This window comes from Sphingopyxis sp. H053 (genome assembly GCF_001468225.1).
Classification (GTDB): Bacteria; Pseudomonadota; Alphaproteobacteria; order Sphingomonadales; family Sphingomonadaceae; genus Sphingopyxis.
This window is the reverse complement of the sequence record NZ_LNRU01000001.1, coordinates 583,462-608,610: the sequence shown is the minus strand read 5'-3', so window position 1 is coordinate 608,610 and position 25,149 is coordinate 583,462. Positions and strand designations below refer to the sequence as shown.

The following is a 25,149-nucleotide window of genomic DNA, read 5'->3' as shown; positions in this document are numbered from 1 at the left end:
GAGGCGAAGCGTGACCGGCAGCAATTATTTCCCGCGCGAGGAATATGAAGCGCGCTGGAAGCGGGTGTGGGACGCCATGCGCGCGAAGGGCTATGACCATCTTCTCGTCTGGTCACGCGGGGCCGGGTCCTATGACCGGCTCGGCAATGGTCTCTGGCTCACGAACTTCGCAAATAACGGCACGGGTCAGGATTGGGCCGACGACGTCCAGATGGGCGCATGGACCTTTTCGGCGGTGCTGTTCAGGGACGGCCGCGCGCCCGAACTGCACAGCGCGCAGCCGCCGGAGGAAACCGAATATGCCAAGGTCGTTTGCGGCGAGTTGATCGTCCACGAGCCCAGCCTGATTACGGGGCTCCCCGAATATTTTCGCAAGCATGGCATCGAGGGACGCGTCGCGGTGGTCGGCGACGACGTGCTTCCGGGGCTGTACGACCGGCGCCTCCGCAGCCTGACCCCGCAAATCGAATGGGTAACCGACGAATGGTTCTTGCTCGAGCCCCAGCGCGTAAAGTCGAAGCGCGAGCAGGAGGCGTTTCGGACCGCCGGCGACATCACCACCCATGCGCTGGCCGCGGGCATGGATGCGCTGATCGCCGGCGAGACCTCGGCCGAGGCTGCGGCGCGCACGGCGATGGAAATCATGCGGCGTGGCGGCGGCTTCTCGCGCATCGACATGCATCACGGCGCGCATGCCGAACGCTTCCTTCTCGGCGACATGTTGTACGGGTACGACACAAGCGCGCCGAAAAAAGGCGATATGGTACGCGGATGGATTCAGGGGCCGATCTTCCAGGGCTATTGGCTCGATCCCGGCCGCACCGCTGTTTGCGGGGGTCGGCCCACGAAGGAGCAGCGGCATATATTGGAGGGCGCCACCGAGACGTGCAAGGCGATCATAAAGGCGATCCGTCCCGGCGTCACCCCGAGGCAGCTCGGGATAATCGGCGAGAAAACGGCCCTGCGCTACGCAGGGGATGGGATCGATCTGAATTTAGGGATTTTCGGTCATCAGATGGGCACCTTCTATGGGCCGCACATCATTCCCGCAGGCGATCCCGGCGCACTTGAGGACGAAAAGGAAAAGCAAGGCACATCGGCGAACGAAATCATGTTCAAGGAATATGAAAAGATCGACGAGCCCTATGAGCCCGGCATGCTGATCGCGGTCGAAGCCTTTATGAAACATCCGGGCGTCGGCATGAGCGGCCTCGAGGACCATGTGCTGGTCACGAAAGAGGGCTGCGAACAAATAACCAATACGCCATATTATCTTTGAACATGGCGCGATCGGGGTTTCAAGGGATCGAGAAATGCAGACGAACCGGCGACAATTTATCGCGCGATCGGCAATCGGTGGGCTCGGCCTTGTCGCCGCGCCTCTTCTCCCAACGGAATCGCCTCGCGCGGGGGCGCCGCCCCTGCCCGCGGCAGAACTGCCGATCATCGCGTCGATCGCGCGCTATTACCGGCTAGCACCCGAGGATGGGGTACAACGGGAAGATTTCAGCTGGGTTCAGATCGATCTGGGCGCCACCCGGCCAATCGATGCGATTCGGTTGCGCCCGCCGGAGTCCGGCAGTGTAACAGGACACGGGTCCGCGATCCATTTCTGCATCGACTGTTCGGATGACGAGAATTCTGGTGAAATGCGACCGCTCACGAACTGGCGCGCCGAACATTCCGCCGACCCCGTGAATTTCCTTGCCCGCTTTCCGCAGAAAGCAGTGAATGCCCGATACGTCCGGCTAAGCGCGAGCGCCGATCTCCCCTATAGCTGCGCCATATTGCCATCTGGACTTGCCACAATAGAAATCCTGTCTGGTGGCGCCACAATGCCCGTAGCGGTGCGACGTTGGGAAACCAACCATCGTCGCGGCTGACGACTGGCTTAAGCGCTACTGCGTGCCAGCCCGGATAAAGACAGCAGACCGCCGTTTTCGTTGGGGGCAAATGACACCCAAAATCAGGTGTCGAATCGCAAATTCGAGCCGAAGGCCGAGGAAGGACTCCAACCCCCGACACGCGGATTATGATGTCGTGCACCGACCTCTCGCCTCGCAGCGAAAATGGCAGTTTCCTGCCATTTTTTAGGGCTGTCCGAGTGAATTAGCAAAATCAATCACCGAAACTCTCGGTCGCTGCCATAAAGGGAACGGTATCCTGTGAGTGATGCGCAACGGGCTGGGGCGCGGTGAGCGGACATCTTGCGATCGTCATTTTTGCGAATTCATCCGCTGCCATTGCCGGCCTATTTTTCACGCTCCTCCTGGCTTGACGGCGTCGTCAGGGGGTATTGAAATGTCGGCGAATAGCGGGAGAAGATGGTGGCCAGATTGTTCGAGCGGATCGCGATCGGCGGATTGTCGCTGCCCAACCGCATCGTCATCGCGCCGATGTGCCAATATTCGGCCAAAGACGGACAAATGACCGACTGGCATCTGATGCATCTGGGCCAGCTCGCGATCTCGGGCGCGGGCGTTCTGACGATCGAGGCCGCGGCGGTTTTGCCGGAAGGGCGCATCACCTATGCCGACGTTGGCCTGTATGATGATGCGAGCGAAGCGGCGATGGCGCGCGTGCTGGCGGCGGTGCGGCAATGGTCGGACATCCCGGTCGCGATCCAGCTCGCACATGCCGGGCGCAAGGCCAGCACGGCTAAACCCTGGGACGGCGGCGCGCAGATCGCACCCGATGCGACGAATGGATGGCAGACGGTCGCCCCGTCCGCGCTTCCCTTCCTCGCCGCCGACAATGCGCCCGCCGCACTCGACGACGGGGGGCTCGAGAGGATCCGTGCCGCCTTCGCCGATGCGACAACACGCGCGGCGCGGCTGGGGATCGACGCGATCCAGTTGCACGCCGCGCACGGCTATCTGCTCCACCAGTTTCTGTCGCCGCTGTCGAACAGGCGCGACGATGACTATGGCGGCAGTCTCGAAAACCGGATGCGCTTCCCGCTCGAGATTTTCGACATCGTCCGCAACGCGTTCGCCGCGCACGGCCCCGTGACGGTGCGCGTGTCGGGCACCGACTGGGTCGAGGGCGGCTGGTCGATCGAAGAGACCGTCATTTTTGCGCAGGCGCTCGAAGCGCGCGGGTGCGCCGCGATCAATGTGTCGAGCGGCGGATTGCACTCGGCGCAGCAGATCGCGCTCAGCCCGGGGTATCAGGTGCCGCTGGCGCGGACGGTCAAGGATGCGGTGACTATGCCGGTGATCGCCGTCGGCCTGATTACCGACCCGATCGAGGCCGAAGCCATCATCGCAAATGGCGATGCCGACGCGGTCGCAATCGCGCGCGCGGCGCTCTATGATCCGCGCTGGCCGTGGCACGCCGCCGCTACGCTGGGCGCGACCATCGCCGTGCCGCCGCAATATGAGCGCAGCGAACCGCGCGAGCATCGCGGGCTCTATGCGCCGCGGCGGCCTTGAGCGGGGTCAGACGCCCATCATCCCGGCGGTCGTCGCGCCATCGATGACATAGTCGGCGCCCGAAATGAAACCCGCCTCGTCGGATGCCAGAAACGCGACCAGCGCGCTGACCTCGTCCAGCTGCGCCATGCGTTTCATCGGCGCCATCCCCTCGAACGCGGCGCGCGCCGCGGCGGGGTCGGGCGCACGGTCGATCACCCCGCGGATCATGTCGGTTTCGACGACGCCGGGCAGGACCGCGTTGACGCGGATCGCATAGCCTTTCCCGGCGCAATGGATCGCCGCCGATTTGACCAGCGCGACCACCGCGGCCTTGGTCACCGAATAAGCGGCATAATTGCCCATCGCGCGGTGCGCATTCATCGACGAGTTGACGATGATCGATCCCTTCGGCCCTTGCGGATTTTTCGCCATCGCGCGGATCGCGTGCTGCACGGTGAGCATCACCCCGGTCTGGTTGACGCCGACGATATGGTTCCACGCGTCCATGCCGATATCCTCGACACTCGCGTCGCCCGCCTCGGTCCCGGCGTTGGCGAAGGCGATGTCGAGACGGCCATATTCGGCCTCGACCTCGGCCATCAGCGCGTCCCATGCCGACGCATCCTCGACGCGGTGGGCACGGAAGATCGCGCCGGTTTCGCCCTCGACCGCCGCCGCGGCCTCGGCATTCGAGCCCGTGAAAACCACCTTCGCGCCATCGCGAACCAGCCTTCCAACGGTCGCAGCGCCGATGCCGCTCGTCCCGCCGGTGACCAAAGCGACCTTGCCGCCGAGCTTCTGCTGCATCGCGCCTCTCCTCTCATTGTTTCTCTTGCCAGTTTCGCAGCGTCGGTGAACCTATCAATACAGCAAGGTGACGCGAGCGCGGCATGCACGCATGAAACGGTCGTAACAGAAGGAGAGGACCGGCGATGAGCGAGAGCGAACATCCGTCCCGCATCGATTGCGTGCTGATCTGCGGCGGCGTCTGGCACGACATGGATTTTGCGCGGCTCGAGGTTTTGAAGCTGCTCGCCGAGGATCAGCGTGTGCGCACGCGCGTGTTCGAGAATTACGAGGATATCGAGGCGATCGAGACGGCGGACATCCTGATCACCTATACCTGCGATGTCACCCCGTCGCTTCCCGCGCAGGAGGCGCTGAAGCGCTGGCTCGCAAAGGGCGGGCGCTGGTACGCGCTCCACGGCACCAACTCGATCCTCCGCCTGCTCGATACCGGCGTCTGGGACGCGCCGCGCTGGGCGCCGCTGATGATGGACCTGCTCGGGTCGCAATTCATTAGCCACCCCGCGATCGAACCATACACCGTCCGCGTCGCCGACCCCGATCATCCGCTCGTCGAAGGGATCGAGCCGTTCGAGACGACCGACGAGCTTTATCATCTCGAAACGCACGGGGCTCTGCACGTGCTGCTCGACACTGAATGCACGGGGCTGGGCACCGGCTTCGTCGAGGCCGATGATGCGCCCGGCACCTATCCGGTCTTCTATATCAAGCAACATGGCGCCGGTGCGGTGCTGTACCTTACGCTCGGGCATTGCCGCGGCCATTATGATCTGCAGCCGATGATGGACTGGTGGCCGACGGTCGACCGCTGCGCGTGGGACCTGCCGGTCTTCTATGACCTGCTGCGCCGCGGGATCGGCTGGCTCAAGGATCGCGAGACCGTCTAGGCGACCGCGCGCAATTTCCGTCGATCCTCGCGGATCAGATCGGCAGCGCGGAGCGCGAGCGCCATCGCGGGGGCATTGGTATTGCCCGTCACCGGCGAGGGCATCACCGAACAGTCGACAACACGCAGGCCATCGACGCCGTTGACGCGGAGCCGCGCGTCGGTGACCGCGCGATTGTCGCTGCCCATCCGGCACGTCCCGACGCCGTGCAGCCCACAGGTCGCGAGGCGGCGAAAGGCGGCGAGGATTTCGGCGTCGCTCTGCACCGCCGCGCCGGGGAGTAGCTCGCGCTCGACCAGCCCGACCAGCGCCGGCTGCGCCATATAGCGGCGCATCGCATGGACCGCCGCGACGGCCGTGTGCTCATCGTCGCGCGTCGACAGCCAGTTGGGTTTGATCTCCGGCGCGGCGTCGCTGCCGGACCCCACGATCAGGATGCTACCCTCGCTCGTCAGGCGCAGGAGCTGGCCATAGATGGTCATCCCCGGCTTGCGGTCGATGCTGTTCAGCGGCACCGGATGCTTCTCGTCGCCAAGCGCAAAGGTGTAGCCGCCGAGATAGAGCTGCAGATCGGGCCGCATGTCGCGGCTCGTCAGATTCAGAAAGGCGCCGACCTCGAACGGCCCCGTCGCCATGATCCCGCGGCGCGTCAGCATATATTGCGCCATCGCGCGAGCGAGGCCGATCCCATAGAAGCTACGGTTGCTGCCGACGTCGCGCGACAGGCGATGCGGCATCGAAAAGCCCAGATGCTCGCGCATTCGCCCGCCGACGTCGGGCGCGTCGACGATCGGCTCCACCCCGGCGGCGCGGAGCACATCGGCGGGGCCGATGCCCGACCGCTGAAGCAGCAACGGACTTTCCAACGTGCCGCCCGACACGATCACCTCGCCATCGCAATCGAAATGCTGCGGTTGCCCGGCGACCCGCGCCTCGACACCGGTCACGCGTCCGCCTTCTATTATCAGCCGCTCGGCCATCGCGTGGGTGACGACGTGCAGGTTCGGTCGCTTCTTCGACCGCGCAAGGAAGGTGGTCGCCGCACTCTCGCGCCGCCCGCGGCGGACGTTGTGCGAATAGAAACCGACGCGGTCCGACGTCGCGGCGTTGAGATCGTCGACGGGACGCAGCCCCATCTCGACCCCGGCCTGAACCATCGTCTCGGCAAGCGGATAACTGTGGATCTTTGGCGCCACGCCGACCGGCCCGCCCGCGCCGCGCATCGCGCTTGCGCCAAGGCCATGATCCTCGAGTTTGCGGAAGGCGTCGGTCATCGCCTCGCCGTTCCAGCCGGTGCAGCCGAGCTTCTCCCACTCGTCATAATCGGCGGGTTCGCCGCGGCTCCAGATCATGCCGTTGACCGCCGACGATCCGCCGAGACCCTTGCCGCGGATCCACACCTCGCCCGGCGCGCCGCCATCGCCGCGCGGCTGCGAGACGCCATAGGCCCAGATATGGTCGGGATTGGTGACGAGCTTTGCGACGCCCTTCGGGATCGCGACCCAGCGGCTGTCGTTGCTGCCGCCCGCTTCGAGAAGGAGCACGCGGACTTGCGGGTCGGCGCTGAGCTGCTCGGCGAGCACGCACCCCGCCGATCCCGCGCCGACGATGATATAGTCCCAGCCTGCCGACATGCCGCCTCTCCTGCAACGGGCCGTGCAACCTTGGAACCGTCCGCCCGCTCATCGCACCTAGCGCAATAAATAGTCCCCCCGCGCTGCGCGCAGGATGATAGTGCCGCGGAAAAAGAGGGAGGATCAAATGGCAGGAGCAAGCGGACGGGTCGCGGGCAAGACGGCCTTTGTCACCGGCGGCGCGTCGGGGCTCGGCCTCGATATCGTCCGCCGCTTCGTCGCCGAGGGCGCGAGCGTCGTCATCGCCGATATCGATGCTGCCGCGGGCGAGGCGCTCGCTGCCGAACTCGGGCAGCGTTTCGTCAGGCTCGACGTGTCGAACGAGGCGGAATGGCTAGCGGCGCTCGATAGCTGCGAGCGCATCGACATTCTCGTCAACAACGCCGGGATCACCACCCATGGGTCGATTGAGGATCTGACGCTCGAAGCCTTTCGCCACGAATTTTCGATCGACGTCGACGGTGTCTTTTTGGGCTGCAAGCATGTCATCCCGAAGATGAAAGATCATGGCGGATCGGTGATCAACATGTCATCGATGTGCGGCGTACGCGCGCAGGGCGACCTTGCCGCCTATAACGCCGCCAAGGCCGCGGTGACGCACCTCACCAAATCGGTCGCGCTGCACTATGCGCGCAAGGGCTATGGCATCCGCTGCAATTCGGTGCATCCGGGTGCGATCCACACGCCCATCCTCGACAAGGTGATGGCGCAGGTTGCGGACGGACAGGCGCTTTACGATAGCTGGGTCGCGACGCATCCCGTGGGGAGGCTCGGCAAGCCCGAGGAGATTTCGGCGATCGTCCTTTATCTTGCGTCGGATGAGTCCGCCTTTGCGACCGGCGCCGAATTCCGCATCGACGGCGGCAGTTCGCTATGACGGCCGGCCGTCTCGACGGCCGCGCGGCGCTCGTCACCGGCGCGGGATCGGGGATTGGGTTAGCAACCGCAAGGCGGCTGGCTGCCGACGGCGCGCGCGTCCTGACCACCGACCGCGCGGGCAACGTCGATATCGTCGCCGACGTCACCGAGCCCGGCACCAATGCCAAGCTCGTCGCCGAAGTCGATGCACGCTTCGGCGGGCTCGATATCGTCGTCGCCTGTGCCGGCATCACGGGCATGCAGATGCTGGATGGCCATGACGACGAATTTTTCGATCAGATGATGGCGGTGAATGTCACAGCGGTCTTCCGCCTGATGCGCGACGCCCTGCCCTTGCTCAAGCGCTCGCCGCACGGCCGGATCATCCTGATCGGATCGGTGATGTCGAGCTTTGGCGAAGCGGGGATGACCGCGTATAGCGCGTCGAAGCATGCCGTGCTCGGTATGACGAAATCGGTCGCGGCGGAGGTCGGGGCGTTCGGCATCACCGTCAACTGCATCCAGCCCGGCGCGATCGATACGCCGATGACAGCGCCCGCCTTCACGGCGATGCCCGAGTTCAAACAGCGCTGGATCGACAAGGCGGCGCTCGGCCGGCTCGGACAGCCCGAAGACATCGCCGACGTCGCCGCCTTTCTGGCGTCCGACGATGCGCGATTCATGTCCGGTCACGGCCTTTTCGTCGACGGTGGAGCGACACAACGCCAGTAAAATCAAGGTGTTCGGCACTGCTACGGCACGCCTGATATTTTTGATGATTGTTGAATCGGGGCATAAAGCGGACCTTCGCTTCCAACGTGACCGGCGAGCCTATGCGCCGGCGCGAGGAGGGAGGAACGCGATGACCACGCATGCCCGAATGCTGCCTGCCGTTTACGCCACCGTATCGCTCGCCGCACTGGCGGTCGCCACCCCGGCCGCGGCGCAGGAGCCGCCCGTCGAGGAAAACAGCGGGGCTATCCGCGAGATCGTCGTCACCGCGCAGAAGCGCGAAGAAAACATCCAGTCGATCCCGATCGCGGTGACCGCGCTCGACGAAAAGGCGCTGGAATCGGCGACGATCGACGATATCCGCGACATCGCCGGCCGCGTCCCCAGCCTCGTCGTCGACTCGGTCGGCGCGGGCCCGAGCGCCGCCGCGATCGCGATCCGCGGCATCAGCTTCGAGGATATCGAAAAGAGCTTCGACCCCGCGGTGGGCGTCGTCGTCGACGGCGTCTTCATCGGCACCAACACCGGCCAGCTGCTCGACAGCTTCGACCTCGAGCGCCTTGAAGTGCTCCGCGGGCCGCAAGGCACCCTGTTCGGCCGCAACACGATCGGCGGCGTGATCAACGTCATTCGCACCCGTCCGACCGAGGATTTCGGCGTGCGCGGCCAGTTCGCCTATAGCCGTTTCGACACCAAGCGCGCGCGCCTCGTCGTCAATACCGGCAAGCTTGGCGATTTCATCGCATTGAAGGCCTTCGGCTATTACGACAAGACCGACGGCTTCTATTACAATGTCACCAAGGACCGCCGCGAAGGCAAATATGAAACGCTGACGGGGGGCGTCACCGCGCTGATCACCCCAAGCGATGCGATCACCGCGCAGGTGACGTACCAGCACACGCGCGAACGCGGCGAGACGGTCGCCTCGGCACTGTCCGAAACCGGCCGCGACGTCATCTGCGCGGCACCCGGCGCACCCGGCTTTTCGCCTGCGGGCGAATGCAACCGCTGGTCGCTGCCCGCGCACGGCCTCTATACGACGTTCCAGAATATCGAGACGCCGGTGCGCAATAATGTCGACAGCGTGACGGGCAATATCGACATCGACCTCAGCGACAATCTGACGTTGTCGTCGGTTACCGGATACATCACGAACAAGGAATCGGTGACGCAGGATTTCGATGGCAGTTCGGCCGATTTCTTCGACACGCGGCGACAGCAGAAATATGAGCAGTTCAGCCAGGAGCTGCGCCTGCTCGCCGACTTCGATACCGTCAACGTCCTGCTCGGCGGCTATTATTTCGACAGTTCGTACACGCTCGACCAGTCGACCAATTTCGGCGTCGTGCTCGGCCAAGGCGCGAGGGCAGTGCTGCGCCAATATGTCGACCACAGCGCCAAATCCTACGCCGGGTTCGCCGATGCCCAGATCAACCTGACCGATGCCTTCAAGATCTCATTGGGCGCGCGCTACACCAAGGACAAGAAGGAAATCTTCAACAATTATGGCCGCATCGGTGCGCTCGTTCGCATCACGCAGCCGAGTTTCGACGGCATGTCGTGCGTCGCGGTGACGGGAACCACCAGCCCCGCACCGGGCGTCGTCATCCCGGTCTACAGCCCTGCGAACAATTGTTCGGGTAGCGACAGCTTCGACAAATTCACCTGGCGCGCCAACGCCGAATATACGATCGAACCCGGCAAGCTGGTCTATGCGTCCTTCTCGCGCGGTTTCCGTTCGGGCGGGTTCAACGGCCGCGCGGCGTCGCCGACCTCGCTCGGGCCGTATCAGCCCGAAACGGTCGACGCCTATGAGGTCGGACTGAAGGCCGACTGGCTCGACCGCACGCTGCGCACCAACCTCGCCTTCTATTACACCAAATATGACAACAAGCAGGAAGAGGTCGTGCAGCCTTCGCCTCCCGGTTCGTCGAGCCCGCAGGAAACGGTGGTGCGCAACGCATCGTCGGCCGACATCAAGGGGTTCGAGGCCGAAATCATCGCGCAGATGACCGATGCGTTCAGCTTCAATGCGTCGTTCAGCTACACCGATGCCAAATACAAGAATTTCTTCAACGACATCGTCGGCCTGACTCCGGGCAGTCCGGCCGACGGCATTGCGGATGATGTGTCGACGCTGACGCTGCGCCGCGCGCCCAAATTCCAATGGTCGGCGGGGCTCAACTATTCGAAGGAAATCGGCTCGGGCCGCTTCGACGCGTCGACGCTGCTGCGCTATCAGAGCAAATATGTGACGTGCATCGCGCCGAACCGCCCGGTTGTCCCCGGCGCGGTGACCAACGACAATCGCTGCTTCACCGAGGATCGCGAAAACCTGTCGGCGCAGATCGGCTACACCTTCCTGCTCGGCGACGACCGCGAAGTCAGCCTCGCGCTGTTCGGACGCAACCTCACCAACCACAAAGGCTTGTCGTCGACGCTGCCGGTCGCGGGCCTTTTCACCTTCGGCGCCGCGCAGGCGCCGCGCACCTACGGGGTCGAGCTCGGCTTCCGTTTCTGACGGGCGATACGGCCCCGCCGCGGGCACGGCGGGATCGCAGCGGGCAAAATGGGGGGACAGGGGGCGGCGTAAAGCACCGCCCCTTGTTTGATCAGCGAAGGGATCAAGGATGACGCAGGCATTTTTCGACCACCCCTTTTTGTCGGGGCATCACCAACCCGTCCGCTTCGAGGCGACCGCCCCCGATCTGATCGTCGACGGCGAAATCCCGACTGATCTGGTCGGGGTCTTTTATCGCAACGGCCCCGAACCGCTCTATCCGACGCGCGAGGGCGAGTATCACTGGTTTGACGGCGACGGCATGGTCTATGCCTTTCACATCGCGGACGGCCGCGCGTCGATGCTCAACCGCTGGGTGCGGACCGAGAAGTTCGAGCTGGAGAAGGCGGCGGGAAAGCGCCTGTTCGGCCTGTTCGGCAATCCGATGACCGCCGACCCGTCGGTGCAGGGCAAGCGCTACAACACCGCCAACACCAACATCATCGTCCATGGCGGCAAATTGCTCGCGCTGATGGAGGGTGCGCCCGCGGTAGAACTCGACCCGCGCACGCTCGAAACGCTGGGCGAGGAACATTATGGCGGGACGATCACCACGACCTTCTCCGCCCACCCCAAGATCGACCATTATACGGGTGAGCTCGTCAATATCGGCGCGATGGTGGGCGGCCCGATGGGCGCGGCGCAGATCCGCTACGACGTAATCGCCGCTGACGGCAGCGTGCGCAAGGCCGAGCTGATCGACATGCCGCACAACGCGCTGATGCATACCTTCTTCCTGACCGAGAATTGGGTCGTCTTTCCGGTGATCCCGATCGACGTCGACCTCACCCGTTTCATGAAGGGCGGCCCGATGACCGCGTGGGTCAATGATCGCCCGACCAAATTCGCAGTGATGCCGCGCGAGGGATCGGCGAGCGATGTGCGCTGGTTCGACTATGAGCCGCGCCACATGTTCCACGAACTCAACGTCTGGGAGCAGGACGGCAAGATCATCGCCGACGTCGCCGCGGCCAACGGCACCGCGCTCTTCCCCGACGAGACCGGGGTGAAGCGGACGCATGCCGACACGCAGCAGAGCCTCCGCCGCTGGACGATCGACCCCGGCACCAACGGCAACGGAACCTGGATCAAGGAAGAGACGCTCAACGATCGCGACATCCAGTTCCCGCGCCCCGACGACCGCTTCATGACGCGCGCCTCGCGCCACAGCTTCGCGAACATCAATCTCAACAGCCGCGACGGGCGCGCCGAGGGGATGGACGGGGTGCTGCGCTTCGACACGGTGAGCGGCAAGGAAGATGTCTACCACTTCGGCAACGGCGCCTCGTGCGGCGAATTGATCTTTGCACCGAAAATCGGCGCACAGGGCGAAGGCGACGGCTATGCGATGACGCTGGTCCACCGCGCCGGCGCCGCGACGAGCGAGCTCGCGATCTTCGACGCGCTCGACATTGCCGCGGGCCCGGTTGCGACGGTGCATGTGCCGTTCCGCGTGCCGTCGGGTTTTCATTGCAATTTCTACGCCGCCGACTCCAATCTCTATCGGCAGGCACTCGGCGCCGGCCGGGCGTAGGAGACGCAAGACGTGAAGGTGCCGCCATTCGAACGGGTCGCCGATGTTGCGCGCAAGAATGCGCGTGAGCGGCCGGACAAGATCGTCTTTCATTTCGAAGGCGCCGCGACGCGCTACGACGAATATGACGCGAACAGCAACCGCGGCGCGAATGCGCTGATCTCGCTCGGGCTGGAGCCCGACGACCGCGTCGCCTATCTCGGCAAGAACAGCGATATATATTTCGAACTGGTGATGGCGGTCGCGAAGGCGGGCGGGGTGATGACCCCGGTCAACTGGCGGCTTGCTGTACCCGAGATCGCGTGGATCATCGACAATTGCGGTGCGCACATCTTGTTCGTCGGTCCCGAGTTCACCGAACTGGTCGCGGCGAACCGCGAGACCTTTCCGGGCGTCGAACATGTTATCGCCACCGAGGGTGCCGCGAGCGGCTTTGCCGACTACCGCAGCTGGCGCGACACGTTTCCCGATAGCGACCCCGACGTGCCGCGCGGCGAAGGCGACGCGGTGATCCAGATGTACACCTCAGGCACCACCGGCAAGCCGAAGGGCGCGGTGCTGACCAACGGGTCGGTATTGCGTTCGAAGCTCGATCGCGACCCCGCGCTGCAAGCCGACTGGGAACGCTGGGACGCGGACGATGTCGGTCTCGTCGCCATGCCCTGTTTCCACATCGGCGGCACCGGCTACGGCATCACCGTGATGACCAATGGTGCGACGGGCGTGATCACGCGCGAATTCGACCCCGGCGGGGTGCTCGACCTGATCGAGGCGCATGGAATCTCGAAAATCTTCATGGTCCCCGCGGCGATGCAGATCATCGTCAGTCAGCCGCGGGCGCGCGAGGTCGATTTCTCGCGGCTGCGCCACATCGCCTATGGCGCCTCGCCGATCCCGCTCGATCTGCTTCGGCAATGCATCGACGTTTTCCAGTGCGGGTTCGTCCAGATGTACGGGATGACCGAGACGTCGGGCACGATCGCCGCGCTGCCGCCCGAGGATCATGACCCCGCGGGCAACGAGCGCATGCGATCGGTCGGCAAGCCGCTGCGCGGGGTCGAGATGCGCGTGATCGACGCCGACGGAAATCCCCTGCCCCCACGCAAAATCGGCGAGATCGCGATCCGCACGCAGGCGAATATGCGCGAATATTGGGGACGGCCCGAGGCGACGGCGGAGGCCATCGACGCGAGCGGCTGGCTGCGCACCGGCGACGCGGGCTACACCGACGAGGACGGCTATTTCTATCTCCACGACCGGGTGAAGGACATGATCATCTCGGGCGGCGAGAATGTCTATCCGGCCGAGGTCGAGAATGCGATCTATGGCCACCCCGCGGTCGCCGACGTCGCGGTCGTCGGTGTCCCCGACGAAAAATGGGGTGAGGCGGTGAAGGCGTGCGTCGTGCTGCGCGAAGGGCAGCGTACCGACGCGAGCGAGATCATCGGCTGGGCGCGCGAGCGGATCGCCGGCTATAAATGCCCGAAGTCGGTGGACTTCATCGCCGCACTGCCGCGCAACCCGTCAGGCAAGATCCTGCGCCGCGAACTCCGCGCCCCCTATTGGGAAGGGCGCGAGCGGCAGATCGGCTAATCGATCCTCCCTGTGCCGCAGGCATGGGGAGGTGGCAGCGCGAAGCGCTGACGGAGGGGTTGGCCCTATCGCCCCTCCACCATCCTACGGATGGTCCCCCTCCCCATCGCTTCGCGACAGGGAGGATTTTTCAGTTTTGCAGTTTCGCCATCGCCGCGCCCACCGCCGCCGCAATATCGGCCTCCTGCGGGTTACCGCGTAGCGCGAGTCCGCCATTGGGCTGGAGATTTTCGCCCGTCACAAACGCCTCGTCGCTCGCGAGCCACAGGCACGCGTTCGCCACATCCTCCGATGTATTCAGGCGTCCGAGCGGATAGCGCGGCAGGAAGGCGTCGACGAGCCCCGGCGTCGCGAACGCGCCCTCGGTCATCGGCGATTCGGTGAACGCCGGCGAGACGATATTCGCCCTTATGCCCGCCGCGCCGAAATCATTGGCGACACAGCGGATCAACGCCTCCGACCCCGTCTTGGTGCCGATATAGGCGGCGTGATTGCCGATCGGCGAGTGCGTCGTCGCCGACGAAATCTGGATGATCGACCCACCGCTCGGATCGTTCGCGAGCATCGCGCCGACGAACGCCTGCAGGAAATGATGCACCCCGGTGAACTGCAACGCGACGATCGCGTCGAGCTCTTCCTCGGTCACCTCGAGCAAGGGCTTGAGCAGTCCCCATCCGCTCGCGTTCATCGCGATGTCGACCCCGCCCATCTTCGCCCTCGCCGCATCGGCGAGCGCGAAGACCGACGCCTTGTCGGTGATGTCGCAGAGCGCGGCATGACCGCCGATCTCGTTAGCCAGCGCATCGAGCGGCGCCTGCTTGCGCCCCGCGACCATCACCGTCGCGCCCTCGCGCGCGAAGCGCCGCGCGGTCACCTGCGCCATATTTCCCGTCGATGCCGCGCCGATGATGACGGCGCGCTTTCCGGCCAGCCTGCCCATATGCCTCTCCTCAGAGTTTCAAGAGCTGTTTGCCGCGGTTCTGCCCGACGAACAGCCGTTTCAGCGTGTCGGGCGCATTCTCGAACCCGTGCTGCACATCCTCGCGGTAGTTGAGCCGCCCATCGAGCACAAAGCCTTCGAGCCGCCTGCGGATCTCGGGAAACTCGCTCGCCCAGTCGAGCACGATGAAGCCCGCCATCGAACCGCGGCGAAAGATCAGGTTGAAATAATTCTGCGGCCCCGCGGGCAGCGTTCCCATTTCGTAGCGACTGATCCCTCCGCACACCGCGACGCGCGCGCCGGTAGCGATCTCGCCGAGCATGTCATTGAGGATCGCGCCGCCGACATTGTCGAAAATCACGTTGACGCCGCCGGGACAATGCTCCTTGATTTGCGCGCGGACATTGCCCGCCTTGTAATCGATCGCGGCATCATACCCCGCTTCCTCGACGAGCCAGCGGCACTTGTCCTCGCCGCCAGCGATACCGACCGCGCGGCATCCCGAGATCTTCGCGAGCTGGCCGACGACCGATCCCGTCGCCCCCGCAGCGCCCGAGACGAGCACCGTATCGCCCGCAACCGGCCGCCCGACCTTGAACAGCCCGCAATAGGCGGTGACGCCGGTCGTCCCGAGCACCGAGAGCATCGCGGTCGGCGGCAATTCGGTTTCGATCTTGACCAGCCCCTCGCCGCTCGAGACATGCCATTCGGTCCAGCCCGTCGAGCCCATGACGAAGTCGCCGGCTGCGAAGCCCGGATGGTTGCTCTCGATAACTTCGCTGATCCCGCTGCCGCGCATCACGTCACCGATCGCCATCGGCGCGACATAGTCGGCGATATTCTCCATCCAGCCCTTCTGCGCCGGATCGAAGCCGAGGTAGAGCGTCTTGAGCAGCAATTCGCCTTCACCCGGCGCGCCGATTTCAGTCTCGACAAGCCGGAAATCGCCATCCTCGATCCCCCGCCCGCGCGGGTGTCCGTTGAGCAGCCATTGGCGCGATGTCGGCATCGATACTCTCCCTGTTCCGGCACCGAAATTGCGCCTGCGGTCGGCAGCCAGCCACCGCCAAAAGTGCCAGTCGATTGGTCCACGCGCTGGCGTAGGATGTGATCAGGGAGAGAGACGATGCCCGAGGTCCGCCGCAGTTTCTGCCGTTTCTGCCACGCCAATTGCGCGATGCTCGTCACCATCGACGACGGGCGCGTGACCAAGGTCCAAGGCGACGCCGACGATCCGGTGTTCGGCGGCTATACCTGCATCAAGGGCCGCCAGCTCGCCGAAGCACACCACGGCCCGCAACGGTTGACGGTCTCGCAGAAGCGCGTCGACGGGGCGTTCCAGGATATCGCCATGGACGACGCGCTCGACGAGATCGGCGCGAAACTGGCGGCGATCGTCGCCGAGCACGGCCCGCATGCCGTCGCCGTCTATGGCGGCACTTATGCTTTCCAGAACAGCGCAGGGGTCGGCAGCGCGATGTCGTTCGCGCAGGGGCTGGGCACGCGCAACATCTATACCTCGGTGACGCTCGACCAGCCCGCGAAAGTCTATACGACGATGCGCTACGGCAGCTGGATGGGCGGGATGCATACGTTCGCCGAGGCCGACGTCGCCTTCTTTATCGGCAACAATCCGATCGTCTCGCACTACGGCCCCCCCGGCGGGCTGCCGCCCTTCTCGCCCTCGCGCCGCCTGCGCGATGCGCTTGAGGACGGGCTCAAGCTGATCGTCGCCGACCCGCGCGAGAGCGATGTCGCGGCGCTCGCGCATATTCATTTGCCCGTGCGGCCGGGCGAGGATCCCGCGCTGCTCGCGGGGATGATCAACGTCATCCTGTCCGAGGGCCTGTACGACAAGGCGTTCGTCCAGCGTTACGTCGACGGCCTCGACGAATTGCAGCGCGCGGTCGCGGGCTTCACCCCCTCCGTCGCCGCGGCGCGCGCAGGCGTCGAGGAAAGCCAGCTCGTCGCCGCGGCGCGGATGTTCGCGGGAGGCACCAAGGGCGTCGTTTCGACCGGCACCGGTCCCGAAATGGCGGGCAACGGCACGCTCACCCAATATCTCGTCTCGTCGCTCAACATCATCTGCGGGCGTTTCTGCCGTGAGGGCGAGAAAAGCTCGATCCCCCGCGTCTTCACCCCCGTCACCCCGCGCCGCGCGCAGGTCGCGCCGCCGATGGCGCTCTATGGCGAGGGCTTCCCCGCCTCGCGCATCCGCGGGCTCACGCATCTCGGCATGGAAATGCCGTGCAACGTCCTTGCCGACGAGATGCTGACGCCGGGCGAGGGGCAGGTGCGCGCGCTGATCGTCATCGGCGGTAATCCGCTCGTTGCTTTCCCCGATCAGGACAAGATGACGCGCGCGATCGATGGGCTCGACCTGCTCGTCTCGATCGATGTCAACGCCGGGTCCGCGACCGCAAAGCGCGCCGACTATATCCTCGCGCCTAAGATGTGCCTCGAGCGCGAGGACATCAGCAATCTTTCCGAATGGTGGTACGAAATCCCCTACGCCCGCTACACCGAGGCGATGATCGAGGCACCCGAAGGGCTGCTCGAGGAGTGGGAGATGCTCTGGGAGCTCGCGCACCGCCTCGGCACCGGCATGCCGCTCGCGGGCGGCCCCTGCCCGATGAACCAGCGGCCGACCAAGGAAGCCTTTCTCGACCTGATGGTCGCGGGCTGCGCGGTCGCGCCTAGCAAGGTGCGCGGCGACACCGAGGGCGGCAAGGCGGTGATCTATGCGGACCTCCATCCTGTCGTCGAACCCGGCGACCCCGAAGCCCCCGGCCGCTTCGACCTCACCGCCGGCGCGATGCCCGACCAGTTGATCGCTTATGGCAGCGCCGACCAGCCCACCCCCGACTTTCCCTGGCGCATGGTGTCGCGCCGCAGCCGGCACCGCTTCAATTCGACCGGGCAGAACCTGCCCGCGCTGCGCGCCAAGCGCACCACCAACCCCGCCTTCCTCCATCCCGACGACCTTGCGCTGATCCCCTGCGCCGACGGCGATACGGTGCGCATTCGCTCGGCGGTGGGCGAGGTCGTCGCGGTCGCGCGCTCGGCGGAGAATATGCGCCCCGGCGTCGTGTCGATGGCGCACGCCTTCGGCGGCCCCGACACCGGTCCCGACGGCGTCCACGAGCATGGCGTCTCGACCAATCGCCTCGTCAGCGAGAGCGTGTCCTACGACCCCATCACCGGCCAGTCGCTGCAGAGCGCGATCCCGGTTTCCATCGTTCCCGCCTGAGGATTTTTCATGCCCGACAACCGCCGCTTCCTGCTCGTCCGCCGTCCCGAGGGCGAACCGGTGCCGGAAGACTTCTCGCTCATCACCGAACCCGCGCCCGAACTCGCCGACGGGCAGTTCCTGATCCGCAACCATTATGCCTCGCTCGACCCCGCGATCCGCGGCTGGATGGACGATGCGCCAAGCTATATGCCGCCGATCCCGCTCGGCGATCCGGTGCGCGCCTCGACCATCGGCATTGTCGAGGCGAGCAAGGCCGAAGGCTTTGCGCCCGGCCAATGGGTGATGGGCTTGAACGGCATCGAGGAATATTCGGTTGGCACCGTCGGCGGTTTCACCCAGCCGATCGATGCGAGCCTCGTACCGTCGGTCACCAACTATCTGTCGGTGCTCGGCGCGGTCGGGATGACCGCTTATTTCGGCTATATCGACGTCTGCGAGCCCCAGTCCGGCGACGTCGTGCTCGTCACCGGCGCCGCGGGTGCGGTCGGCTCGCTCGTCGGGCAGATCGCGAAGATCAAGGGCGCGAGCAAGGTGATCGGCATCGCGGGCGGCGCAGAGAAATGCGCGAAGCTCGTCGATCGCTACGGTTTCGACGCCGCGATCGATTATCGCGGCAAGGATGTGCAGGCGCTCACCGACGCGATCCGCGCCGAGGCGCCCGATGGCGTCGATATCATCTTCGAAAATGTCGGCGGCGACATCCTCGACGCGGGGCTGATGAACCTCCGCCACGGCGCGCGCATCGGCCTCTGCGGCCTGATCAGCGAATATAACAGCGTCGACAAGGTCGGCGCGCGCAACATCTGGCAGCTCATCGTCCACCGCGCCTCGATCCGCGGGCTGCTCGTCGCCGACTATATCCCGCGCTTCGCCGAGGGCGGCGCCGCGATGGCGGGCTGGCTGCAACAGGGCAAGCTCATCGCCGACGAGCATGTCGACGAAGGGATCGAAAACAGCTTCGGCGCCTTCATGCGGCTCTTTGCGGGGAGCAACCAGGGCAAGATGATCCTCAAGATCGCATGAATGCTCGCCGTCTTCTTGTCCTGTCGGGCGGTCATCCTTATGACGCCGAGCCCTTCGCCGGCCTGCTCGCGAGCTTCGAGGGCTGGGCGGTCACGCACCTGATCCATCCCGAGGCCGAGACTGCTGTCGCCGCGGGCGCGGCGAACGATGCCGACGCGATCCTCTTCTACGATATGCCCGGATATCGCTTCGAGGGCGGCAAAGCGGCGACGCGGCCGCCTTCCTTCACGTACCGCCGCGCGGTCACCGACTATTTCGCGCGCGGCGGCGGCGCGGTCGCGATGCATCATGCGATCGCGGGCTGGGCCGAGTGGCCCGAATGGGCCGACATGCTCGGCGGGCGCTTCCTCTACGAACCAGGCGAAGCGAATGGCGAAGCGCATCTCGACTCGGGTTACCGCCACGAGGTCCGTTACGATGCGGTCGTGCTCGATCCCGGCCACCCCGTGACCGCGGGCCTGCCGCCGCACTTTCCGCTCTGCGACGAACTGTATCTGGCGCCGATATGGGGCGCGGCCAAGCCGCTGCTCCGCGCCGACCATGCTTTCGTTCGCGACAATTTCTACTCGGCGGCGCAGGCCGTCGCAGGACGCATGTTCAGCAACATTGGCTGGGATCACCGCCCCGAAAGCGACCTCATCGCATGGGAAAAAGCCGTCGGCGCGGGCCGCCTCGTCTATCTCCAGCCCGGCGACGGCCCCGCCGCCTATGCCGATCCGAACCTGCGCCGGTTCATCGCCAACGCGCTTGCACATGTCACCGCCGCCTAACGAAAATGTGCATCGCGCGGCGGGAGCGGCTGCATATAGTTGCGCGTATAACGAGAAGATTGAGGGAAGAGGCGCGTGAACGATATCGCCGCAAGCAGTTTTTTCGACCCGCAAGTCATCGCGGACCCGTTCGATTATTATCGCGCCTGGATGCCCAAGAGCCCCGTCGTGCAATTGTCGGAAGGGATGTTCCTCGTCCTCTCCTACGATCTTTGTTCGCAAGCGACGGGCGAGGTCGACACCTTTTCGAACAATTTCCAGGGCACGTTGTCGGGCGCGATGGCCGAGGACGGCGATGTCGCCGCGATCCTCGCCGAGGGCTGGCCGCAGGTCGACACGCTGCTCACCGCCGACCCGCCGACGCACACGCGTTTCCGCAAACTCGTCAACCTCGCCTTCTCGATGAAGCGCGTTGCGGCGATCGAGGAGGATATGCGCGGGGTGGTCGTCGACCTGATCGAAAAGATGGCGGCAAAAGGCGACGCCGATTTCGTCCGCGATTTCGGCATTCCACTGCCCGTCGCGATGATCGCGAGCCAGATCGGCATGGAGGGCGACCTCGATCGCGTGAAGCGCTGGTCCGACGCCTTCGTCGACCGGCTCGGCCGGATGATCCCGAAGGAACGCGAGCTCGAATGCGCGCGCGAGGTGGTCGAATTCCAGCATTATGTGAAAGCGAAGATCGACGAGCGCCGCGCCAATCGCACCGACGACCTGCTCTCCGACCTCGTCTACGCCGAAGTCGACGGCGAACGACCGCTGGAGGATGCCGAAATCCTGTCGATCATGCAGCAGCTGATGGTCGCGGGGAATGAGACGACGACCTCGGCGCTCGCCGGCGGGTTGCTTCAATTGATCGAAAGCCCCGACCAGATGGCAAAAGCCGTCGCCGCCGCCGACGAAGGCAATGACCGCGCGATCATCAACCTTGTCGAGGAAGTGCTGCGCACCGAGAGCCCGACCGCGGGCATGTGGCGCATGGTGCTGAAGGACGCCGAGCTTGGCGGGGTCAAAATCCCGAAGGGCGCGATGGTGCAGCTCCGATATGCCGCGGCGAACCGCGATCCCGCCAAATATCCCGACCCCGACCGCTTCGACATGGAGCGCGCCAATGCGCGCAGCCATCTCGCTTTCGGCAAGGGCATCCATATGTGCGTCGGCAATATGCTGAGCCGCAAGGAAATGGCGGTCGCTTATTCGGAACTGTTCACCCGACTCACCGACTTCCGCGTTGCCGAGGGTCACACGCCGAGCTGGCCGCCGAACATGTTGCTTCGCGGGCTCACTACCTTGCCGATCAGCTTCCGGCGGCGCGCATGAATTTCGACCTCGACGAAGACCAGCAGCTGACGCGCGACATGATCGGCCGCTTTCTCGGGCCGGTCGACATCGCCGCGCGGCATGCGATGCGTAAGGCCGAGGGCGGCTATTCGCGCGCGCGTTGGCAGGAGGTCGCCGACCTCGGCCTGCTCGCGCTCGCCGCTCCGCAAACGATGGGCGGCATCGGCGGAACGATGGTTGACCTCGCGCTCGTCGCCGAAGCGCTGGGCACAGGAGTCGCGATCGACCCCTGGCTCGAAAATGGCGTGCTGCCGATCCGGCTTGCGGCTGCAACGGGCGATGGCGCGCTGGTCTGCGAGCTGGCCTCGGGCGCGCAGTTGGCGGCCATCGCCTTTGCAGAACCGGGGCGTCGCTATGAGATCGAAGCCGTAGCCACCAAAGCCGAAAATGCTCATCTCACCGGCGCCAAGACCTTCGTCCTCGGCGCGCCCCTCGCCGACACGCTGCTGGTCACTGTCGCCGACAACAAGCTCGCGAAAGTCGCGAAGGGAGCCGCCGGCGTCGTGCGGCAGGACTATCCGGTGATCGACGGTTCGAACGGCGCGACGATCGACCTGCATCGCGCACCTGCAGAGCTGTTCGAACTGCCCGACGCGAAATTCCAGCGCGTCATCGGCGACGCCCGCCTGCTCGCCGCGGCCGAGATGCTGGGGCTCGCGCAGACGATGTTCGACGACACCCTCGCCTATGTCGGCGAGCGCCAGCAGTTCGGCGCCGCGATCGGCAGCTTCCAGGCGCTCCAGCACCGCCTCGTCGAATGCTATGCCGCGCTCGAACAGGCGCGCTCGATGGTGCTGCGCACCGCGATGCTCGACCCAACGACCGACGATGCGAACTGGCCGCGCATCGCCGCGGGCGCGAAGGCATTTGTCGGCGAAGCGGCGACGAAAATCGGGCTCGAGGCGGTGCAGATGCACGGCGGCATGGGCCAGACCGACGAGCTCGCGATCGGCCATGCGCTGAAGCGCGTCATGCTGCTCGACAAATTCTTCGGCGATCAGGACCATTGCCTGCGCAGCTTTGCGAGGGCGGCATGAGCGTGCTCGTCCCGATCGCGCCGGGCCTGTGGACCGACGAAGCCGAACCGCGCCTGATCGGCGCGCGCCGCGCCGACGGCGAGATCGTCTTTCCCGTGCCTTCGGGCGACGCCGCCGCGCTGGTCGAACCGGTCGCGCTGTCGCGCAAAGGCACGCTCTGGTCGTGGACCACGCAGGGCTTTGAGCCCAAGGAACCGTACAGCGGTCCGCGGCCCTTCCAGCCGTTCCTCATCGGCTATGTCGAACTGCCCGGCGAAGTGATCGTCGAGACGCGGATCGTCGACGCCGAAGCGGCCGACCTCGTCATCGGGATGCCGATGACCTTCGCCGTCGTCGCCTTCGACGATACGCGGTCGACCTATGCCTTCCGTCCGGAGCGCCAGCCATGAACGACGACGTCTATATCATCGGCGCGGGTATCCATCCCTTTGGCCGCACCGATGGCCGGTCGGGGCGCGACCAGGGCGTCTATGCCGTGCGCGAGGCGCTGGGCGACGCCGGGATCGAATGGCCCGACGTCGAATTCGCTTATGGTGGCTCGGCGGCGGCGGGCTCGGCCGACATCATGGTCAACGAGCTTGGGCTGACCAGCGTCCCCTTCATCAACGTCGCGAACGGCTGCGCGACCGGCGGCAGCGCGCTGACCGCGGCACGCAACGCCATTGCCGCGGGTGCCTGCGACATCGCGCTCGCGGTCGGCTTCGACAAGCATCCGCGCGGCGCCTTCAACGCCAAGCCGTCCGATTACGGCCTGCCTGAATGGTATGGCGAAACCGGCATGATGCTGACGACGCAATTCTTTGCGCTGAAGATCCAGCGCTATATGGCACTCCACGGCATCAGCCGTCGCACCCTCGGCCTCGTCGCCGAAAAGGCGTTTCGCAACGGCACGCTATGCGAGCATGCGTGGCGGCGTTCGCCGGTCGATCTCGACACGATATTGAATGCGCCGATCGTCAACGATCCGCTGACCAAATATATGTTCTGCTCGCCCGCCGAGGGCGCGGTCGCGCTCGTTCTCGCGAGCGGCAAGAAGGTCCGCGAACTCGGCGCCGACGCGGTGCGCATCGCGAGTGTCGCCTTCCGCACCCGACCCGAAGGATCGTTCGAGGTCTTCGCGCCGTCGATCAGCGTCCATGGCGGCGGCAAACCCACCGAGGTCGCCAGCAAGGCCGCCTTCGAAATGGCGGGCATCGGCCCTGAAGACGTCTCCGTCGCACAGTTGCAGGACACCGAAAGCGGCGCCGAAATCATGCACATGGCCGAAAACGGCTTCTGCACCGACGGCGAACAGGAACAATGGCTCGCCGAAGGGTGGAGCGAGATCGGCGGCAGAATGCCGGTGAACACCGACGGCGGCTGCCTCGCGTGCGGCGAGCCGATCGGCGCCTCGGGCCTCAGGCAAGTCTATGAAAATACGCTGCAGCTGCGTGGTCGCGGCGGCGCGCGGCAGGTGCCGAACGGCCCGAAGGTCGGTTATTCTCATGTCTATGGAGCGCCCGGCCTGTCGGCGGTGGCGATCCTCGAACGCTAGCGGAACGCATGGATCTGGACCTCACCAAAGACGAACTCAAATTCCGCGAGGAGGTCCGCGACTTCCTCCGCGCCTCGCTTCCCGATTATGTCCGCGACGGTGCCAGGCGCACCCCCGGCGTCTTTGTCGAACCCGATATCGGCCTCGTCTGGCACCGCATCCTCAATGACAAGGGCTGGGTCGCCTATCACTGGCCCGAGGATTGCGGCGGCACCGGCTGGACGCCGATGCAGCGCTATATCTTTGAAAAGGAATGCGCGATCGCCGGCGCGCCGGCGCTCTCGGTGCTCGGCCTCCGCCTCGTCGGCCCGGTGATCTGCGCCTTCGGGACACAGGAGCAAAAGGACCGTTTCCTGCCCGCGATCCGCGCAGGGACCGATTATTGGTGCCAGGGCTATTCCGAACCGCAGAGCGGCTCCGATCTCGCCTCGCTCCGCACCCGCGCGCGGCGCGACGGCGACGAATATGTCGTCGACGGGTCGAAGATCTGGACCACCCACGCGCACCACGCGAACTGGATCTTCTGCCTCGTCCGCACCGATGGCGAGGTGAAGAAACAGGCCGGAATCAGCTTCCTGCTCGTCCCCATGGACCAGCCCGGCGTCACCGTGACCCCAATCATTACGATGGCCGGCGATCATGAGGTCAACCAGGTCTTCCTCGACGGCGCGCGCACCTCGGTCGACAACCGCATCGGCGAAGAGGGTCAGGGCTGGACGATCGCGAAGTTCCTGCTTGAAAACGAACGCGGCGGATCGTTCCATGCGCCGCGCCTGATCCGCGCGATCGACCATCTCGAAGCGCTCGCGGGCGTCGCGCCGAGCGGGCACAATGGTTCGCTCGGCGGCGATATCCAGATCGCGATGCGGATCGCGCGGCTGCGGCTCGAGGCCGAAGCGCTCGAAACGACCGAGCTGCGCATCCTCGCCGATATCGCGAAGGGCCGCCCTGCCGGCCCGCAAACCTCGCTCGTGAAATTGCTCTCGTCCGAGATCCATCAGCGGATCGATGGCCTCGCGATGGACCTGCACGGATACGACGGCCTGCAACTGCCCACCGTCCGTCCGCTCTATGGCAACGAAGCGCCGCCCGCGATCGGCGACGAGGACGCGCAGGTCGCGGCCGCCCGCTATCTTAACAGCCGTGCCTGGACCGTATTCGGCGGTTCGAGCGAAGTTCAGAAAAACATCATAGCAAAGACGGTGCTCCGCTTATGACACATGCATTGCG

21 protein-coding genes are annotated in these 25,149 nt (G+C 65.2%); 17 read left to right on the top strand and 4 right to left on the bottom strand.

Annotation, left to right across the window (positions count from 1 at the left end; translation table 11 throughout):
* Window positions 1–10 precede the first annotated feature (10 nt).
* From ATE70_RS02785 to ATE70_RS02780, 3 genes are all read left to right on the top strand, one after another.
* Entirely contained in the window at window positions 11–1,279 is a 1,269-nt protein-coding gene (locus tag ATE70_RS02785) for a M24 family metallopeptidase (protein ID WP_058536408.1), read from the top strand.
* Window positions 1,280–1,313: 34 nt separating this feature from the next.
* Entirely contained in the window at window positions 1,314–1,883 is a 570-nt protein-coding gene (locus ATE70_RS24680) for a discoidin domain-containing protein (RefSeq protein WP_156419615.1), read from the top strand.
* A 441-nt stretch (window positions 1,884–2,324) separates the two neighbouring features.
* Window positions 2,325–3,434: an NADH:flavin oxidoreductase/NADH oxidase gene (locus tag ATE70_RS02780; RefSeq protein ID WP_058536407.1), complete on the top strand. Its 1,110-nt coding sequence runs from the start codon at window positions 2,325–2,327 to the stop codon at window positions 3,432–3,434.
* Window positions 3,435–3,440: 6 nt separating this feature from the next.
* On the opposite strand, the gene ATE70_RS02775 is transcribed toward ATE70_RS02780, so the two are convergent.
* Window positions 3,441–4,223 (bottom strand): SDR family NAD(P)-dependent oxidoreductase, encoded by a 783-nt coding sequence (locus ATE70_RS02775; protein WP_058536406.1) that lies wholly within the window; start codon window positions 4,221–4,223, stop codon window positions 3,441–3,443.
* Window positions 4,224–4,348: 125 nt separating this feature from the next.
* Here ATE70_RS02775 and ATE70_RS02770 point away from each other — a divergent pair, with 125 nt between their 5' ends.
* Window positions 4,349–5,110 (top strand): ThuA domain-containing protein, encoded by a 762-nt coding sequence (locus ATE70_RS02770; protein WP_058536405.1) that lies wholly within the window; start codon window positions 4,349–4,351, stop codon window positions 5,108–5,110.
* Here ATE70_RS02770 and ATE70_RS02765 read toward each other — a convergent pair.
* Complete coding sequence (locus tag ATE70_RS02765; RefSeq protein WP_058536404.1) at window positions 5,107–6,744, bottom strand: GMC family oxidoreductase; 1,638 nt, start codon at window positions 6,742–6,744, stop codon at window positions 5,107–5,109. The two genes, ATE70_RS02770 and ATE70_RS02765, sit on opposite strands and share 4 nt — an antisense overlap.
* Window positions 6,745–6,871: 127 nt before the next feature.
* On the opposite strand from ATE70_RS02765, the gene ATE70_RS02760 reads away from it, so the two are divergent.
* The 5 genes from ATE70_RS02760 to ATE70_RS02740 all read left to right on the top strand — a co-directional run bounded on the left by ATE70_RS02760 (window position 6,872) and on the right by ATE70_RS02740 (window position 14,021).
* The gene (locus ATE70_RS02760) at window positions 6,872–7,621 is read left to right on the top strand and encodes a glucose 1-dehydrogenase (RefSeq protein WP_058536403.1); all 750 of its coding nucleotides are present in this window, start codon (window positions 6,872–6,874) and stop codon (window positions 7,619–7,621) included.
* Window positions 7,618–8,334 carry an SDR family NAD(P)-dependent oxidoreductase gene (locus tag ATE70_RS02755; protein WP_058536402.1) on the top strand — a complete coding sequence of 239 codons (717 nt, stop codon included), beginning with the start codon at window positions 7,618–7,620 and terminating at the stop codon, window positions 8,332–8,334. Before ATE70_RS02760 ends, ATE70_RS02755 begins: the two co-directional genes overlap by 4 nt.
* Window positions 8,335–8,464: 130 nt before the next feature.
* On the top strand, window positions 8,465–10,855 hold the full coding sequence (locus ATE70_RS02750) for a TonB-dependent receptor (protein WP_058536401.1): 2,391 nt from the start codon (window positions 8,465–8,467) through the stop codon (window positions 10,853–10,855).
* Window positions 10,856–10,964: 109 nt separating this feature from the next.
* Entirely contained in the window at window positions 10,965–12,428 is a 1,464-nt protein-coding gene (locus ATE70_RS02745; RefSeq protein ID WP_058536400.1) for a carotenoid oxygenase family protein, read from the top strand.
* A 12-nt stretch (window positions 12,429–12,440) separates the two neighbouring features.
* On the top strand, window positions 12,441–14,021 hold the full coding sequence (locus ATE70_RS02740) for a fatty acid--CoA ligase (protein WP_058536399.1): 1,581 nt from the start codon (window positions 12,441–12,443) through the stop codon (window positions 14,019–14,021).
* A gap of 130 nt (window positions 14,022–14,151) precedes the next feature.
* On the opposite strand, the gene ATE70_RS02735 is transcribed toward ATE70_RS02740, so the two are convergent.
* Window positions 14,152–14,961 (bottom strand): SDR family NAD(P)-dependent oxidoreductase, encoded by an 810-nt coding sequence (locus ATE70_RS02735; RefSeq protein ID WP_058536398.1) that lies wholly within the window; start codon window positions 14,959–14,961, stop codon window positions 14,152–14,154.
* Between the two features lie 10 nt (window positions 14,962–14,971).
* Window positions 14,972–15,970, bottom strand: a complete 999-nt coding sequence (locus ATE70_RS02730) for an NADP-dependent oxidoreductase (RefSeq protein ID WP_058536397.1) — start codon at window positions 15,968–15,970, stop codon at window positions 14,972–14,974.
* 117 nt (window positions 15,971–16,087) lie between these two features.
* Here ATE70_RS02730 and ATE70_RS02725 point away from each other — a divergent pair, with 117 nt between their 5' ends.
* The 8 genes from ATE70_RS02725 (at window position 16,088) to ATE70_RS02690 (ending at window position 25,136) form a co-directional block, all read left to right on the top strand.
* Entirely contained in the window at window positions 16,088–18,211 is a 2,124-nt protein-coding gene (locus ATE70_RS02725) for a molybdopterin-containing oxidoreductase family protein (RefSeq protein ID WP_058536396.1), read from the top strand.
* Between the two features lie 9 nt (window positions 18,212–18,220).
* Window positions 18,221–19,237 (top strand): NADP-dependent oxidoreductase, encoded by a 1,017-nt coding sequence (locus tag ATE70_RS02720; RefSeq protein ID WP_058536395.1) that lies wholly within the window; start codon window positions 18,221–18,223, stop codon window positions 19,235–19,237.
* Window positions 19,234–20,007, top strand: a complete 774-nt coding sequence (locus ATE70_RS02715; RefSeq protein WP_058536394.1) for a ThuA domain-containing protein — start codon at window positions 19,234–19,236, stop codon at window positions 20,005–20,007. The genes ATE70_RS02720 and ATE70_RS02715 overlap by 4 nt, the downstream gene beginning before the upstream one ends.
* Window positions 20,008–20,082: 75 nt before the next feature.
* Window positions 20,083–21,327 (top strand): cytochrome P450, encoded by a 1,245-nt coding sequence (locus ATE70_RS02710; RefSeq protein ID WP_231732556.1) that lies wholly within the window; start codon window positions 20,083–20,085, stop codon window positions 21,325–21,327.
* Window positions 21,324–22,385: an acyl-CoA dehydrogenase family protein gene (locus ATE70_RS02705; protein ID WP_058536393.1), complete on the top strand. Its 1,062-nt coding sequence runs from the start codon at window positions 21,324–21,326 to the stop codon at window positions 22,383–22,385. Before ATE70_RS02710 ends, ATE70_RS02705 begins: the two co-directional genes overlap by 4 nt.
* Window positions 22,382–22,774, top strand: a complete 393-nt coding sequence (locus tag ATE70_RS02700) for a Zn-ribbon domain-containing OB-fold protein (protein WP_058536392.1) — start codon at window positions 22,382–22,384, stop codon at window positions 22,772–22,774. The genes ATE70_RS02705 and ATE70_RS02700 overlap by 4 nt, the downstream gene beginning before the upstream one ends.
* Window positions 22,771–23,919, top strand: a complete 1,149-nt coding sequence (locus ATE70_RS02695; RefSeq protein WP_058536391.1) for a thiolase family protein — start codon at window positions 22,771–22,773, stop codon at window positions 23,917–23,919. Before ATE70_RS02700 ends, ATE70_RS02695 begins: the two co-directional genes overlap by 4 nt.
* Window positions 23,920–23,927: 8 nt before the next feature.
* Complete coding sequence (locus ATE70_RS02690; protein ID WP_058536390.1) at window positions 23,928–25,136, top strand: acyl-CoA dehydrogenase family protein; 1,209 nt, start codon at window positions 23,928–23,930, stop codon at window positions 25,134–25,136.
* The last annotated feature ends 13 nt before the right edge of the window (window positions 25,137–25,149 follow it).

Bases quoted from the DNA above. Each gene is read 5' to 3' on its own strand.
- ATE70_RS02725 (WP_058536396.1), top strand. From the start codon at position 16,088: ATGCCCGAGGTCCGCCGCAGTTTCTGCCGTTTCTGCCACGCCAATTGC.
- ATE70_RS02780 (WP_058536407.1), top strand. From the start codon at position 2,325: ATGGTGGCCAGATTGTTCGAGCGGATCGCGATCGGCGGATTGTCGCTG.
- ATE70_RS02720 (WP_058536395.1), top strand. From the start codon at position 18,221: ATGCCCGACAACCGCCGCTTCCTGCTCGTCCGCCGTCCCGAGGGCGAA.
- ATE70_RS02760 (WP_058536403.1), top strand. From the start codon at position 6,872: ATGGCAGGAGCAAGCGGACGGGTCGCGGGCAAGACGGCCTTTGTCACC.
- ATE70_RS02690 (WP_058536390.1), top strand. From the start codon at position 23,928: ATGGATCTGGACCTCACCAAAGACGAACTCAAATTCCGCGAGGAGGTC.
- ATE70_RS02745 (WP_058536400.1), top strand. From the start codon at position 10,965: ATGACGCAGGCATTTTTCGACCACCCCTTTTTGTCGGGGCATCACCAA.
- ATE70_RS02730 (WP_058536397.1), bottom strand. From the start codon at position 15,970: ATGCCGACATCGCGCCAATGGCTGCTCAACGGACACCCGCGCGGGCGG.
- ATE70_RS02775 (WP_058536406.1), bottom strand. From the start codon at position 4,223: ATGCAGCAGAAGCTCGGCGGCAAGGTCGCTTTGGTCACCGGCGGGACG.
- ATE70_RS02750 (WP_058536401.1), top strand. From the start codon at position 8,465: ATGACCACGCATGCCCGAATGCTGCCTGCCGTTTACGCCACCGTATCG.
- ATE70_RS02735 (WP_058536398.1), bottom strand. From the start codon at position 14,961: ATGGGCAGGCTGGCCGGAAAGCGCGCCGTCATCATCGGCGCGGCATCG.
- ATE70_RS02705 (WP_058536393.1), top strand. From the start codon at position 21,324: ATGAATTTCGACCTCGACGAAGACCAGCAGCTGACGCGCGACATGATC.
- ATE70_RS02770 (WP_058536405.1), top strand. From the start codon at position 4,349: ATGAGCGAGAGCGAACATCCGTCCCGCATCGATTGCGTGCTGATCTGC.
- ATE70_RS02700 (WP_058536392.1), top strand. From the start codon at position 22,382: ATGAGCGTGCTCGTCCCGATCGCGCCGGGCCTGTGGACCGACGAAGCC.
- ATE70_RS02715 (WP_058536394.1), top strand. From the start codon at position 19,234: ATGAATGCTCGCCGTCTTCTTGTCCTGTCGGGCGGTCATCCTTATGAC.
- ATE70_RS02755 (WP_058536402.1), top strand. From the start codon at position 7,618: ATGACGGCCGGCCGTCTCGACGGCCGCGCGGCGCTCGTCACCGGCGCG.
- ATE70_RS24680 (WP_156419615.1), top strand. From the start codon at position 1,314: ATGCAGACGAACCGGCGACAATTTATCGCGCGATCGGCAATCGGTGGG.
- ATE70_RS02765 (WP_058536404.1), bottom strand. From the start codon at position 6,744: ATGTCGGCAGGCTGGGACTATATCATCGTCGGCGCGGGATCGGCGGGG.
- ATE70_RS02695 (WP_058536391.1), top strand. From the start codon at position 22,771: ATGAACGACGACGTCTATATCATCGGCGCGGGTATCCATCCCTTTGGC.